Source organism: Burkholderia sp. Ac-20384 (assembly GCF_017104605.1).
In the GTDB taxonomy this organism is placed as follows: Bacteria; Pseudomonadota; Gammaproteobacteria; order Burkholderiales; family Burkholderiaceae; genus Burkholderia; species Burkholderia lata.
Genome location: NZ_JAAGPE010000619.1, coordinates 1 through 1600, shown reverse-complemented (window position 1 = coordinate 1600; position 1600 = coordinate 1). Strand labels below are relative to the sequence as shown.

The window sequence follows — 1600 nt, the reverse complement described above, 5'->3', positions numbered from 1 at the left end:
GCGAGCTACCGGGCGGCCGCGCGATGGCTCGCGGGGATGGCGCGCGAGCAGCGTGGCTGGCGGATCGATATCGATGCATTGAAGCCTGCTTCGGATGCGCCGGTCGTGACAGGCGGGATGCCGTTCCGGTTCTCGGTCCAGCTGCGCTGGCTCGACGCGATGGCGCCTCGGAATGCATCGGGAGGTGGTGCATGACGGCGGCGCTCGTGCATCGATCCGCACCGCGCGGCGCCGCATGGCGGGGTGGCATGCGGCGCGTGTCGCCGGCGACTGCACACATCGCAGGCTGCGCGCTCGCGTTCGCGGCCGTGCTGGCGGGCGGCATTCATCTGGCAAATACCGCCGACTGGAGCGGGCTTGCGTACAGCCGCGCGTTGCTGGCGGCGGCGCAGACGCGTGAGGCGGACGCACAGCGTGTTCTGACGGCTGCGGCCCGGCAACGTGACGGGCAGCCGGCGGCGGCACACGGCGATCGCTCGCCGCGTGCGCCGGAATGGGCCGCGTTGATGCTGGAACTGGCGGATCGCGCCGCGTCGAGCGGGCTGCGCGACGTATCGATCGAACCGTTGCGCGCCGATGGTGCGGCACCGGACGACCGGCGCGCGGTGCGCATCGTCGCGGACGGCGGCTTTCGCGCGTTGCTGCAGATGGTCGGCGGGCTGGCGCGTTTCCCGGTGCTGGCTGTGCCGTCCGCGCTGCGCGTCGAACGGGGCAAGGAGGCCGCGCGCGTGGAACTGTCCGTCGACGTGTTTCCGGGGTTGCCGGCGCCAACGTCCACGGGCGGGGAGGCGTCGGTTCTGGCTGGCGCGCCCGGCGCCGATCCGTTCGGCGAGGCTGGTTCGTCGGAAGCGGAGGGGGCGGCTGCCCGCCTGGCCGGCACGTTCCGCGACGGGCATGCCGGTCTCGCGCTGTTCGACGATGGTGACGGCGCGTTCACGGCCGTGGTACCCGGCGAAGCCCTCGGGGCCGCGCGGGTGGTGCGAGTCGACTCCGTCGCCGTGACGCTCGCGACGGCGGACGGCGCGTACCGCGTCACCCTGAACGACGGGAGGCGGCCATGATGAAGCCCGGATGTCGGTTGCTCGCCGTTTGGGCCGGATTGACCGCGGCCAGTGCAAGCGCGTCATTGCCGCCGCTGCCGGCCGTCTGGCCTGCTCCAGCGTTGGAGACGCAGGTGCCGGGCGTGCCGTTGCCACAAGGCGCGGTGGACGGTGCGGATCACACCGTCTCGACGGAGGCCGGCCCGCCGCCGTTCGACCACGCGGGTCGCGCGGCGCTTCAGGCGGAGGCCGCCATCGCGGCACCCGGGCTGGAGGGGCCGCCGATCCCGCTGGCGCCGCCGGCCCGGATGGGCGACGCTGGGGCACGGCAACCGGGCGATGCGGACGACACGCGGCGAATCTCGCTGAATCTGCAGGGTGCGGGGCTCGCGGCCGCGTTCGACGCGTTCGCGCGGTTCACCGGCCTCAATATCGTCGCCGGCTCGACATGGTGGCCGAGCGATTCGAGCAGCGCGGCCGCGTCGTCGAGCGCCGCGCGCGTGTCGTCGGCGAGTGCCGGTGCGAGCATCGGGTCGAGCACGAGGCCGATCCGCAGCGGG

The 1600-nt window shown here is 73.6% G+C and carries 1 protein-coding gene and 2 pseudogenes; all 3 read left to right on the top strand.

The genetic code is table 11. The features are described 5' to 3' along the window. Positions 1–195, top strand: a pseudogene (locus tag G3O00_RS42365) (fimbrial protein); the annotation flags it as partial. Further along, positions 192–1061 carry a pilus assembly protein gene (locus G3O00_RS42360; protein ID WP_206146563.1) on the top strand — a complete coding sequence of 290 codons (870 nt, stop codon included), beginning with the start codon at positions 192–194 and terminating at the stop codon, positions 1059–1061. The pseudogene G3O00_RS42365 and the gene G3O00_RS42360, both read left to right, overlap by 4 nt. Beyond that, a pseudogene (locus tag G3O00_RS42355) lies at positions 1058–1600 on the top strand (hypothetical protein); the annotation flags it as partial. The gene G3O00_RS42360 and the pseudogene G3O00_RS42355, both read left to right, overlap by 4 nt.

Bases quoted from the DNA above. Each gene is read 5' to 3' on its own strand.
- G3O00_RS42360 (WP_206146563.1), top strand. From the start codon at position 192: ATGACGGCGGCGCTCGTGCATCGATCCGCACCGCGCGGCGCCGCATGG.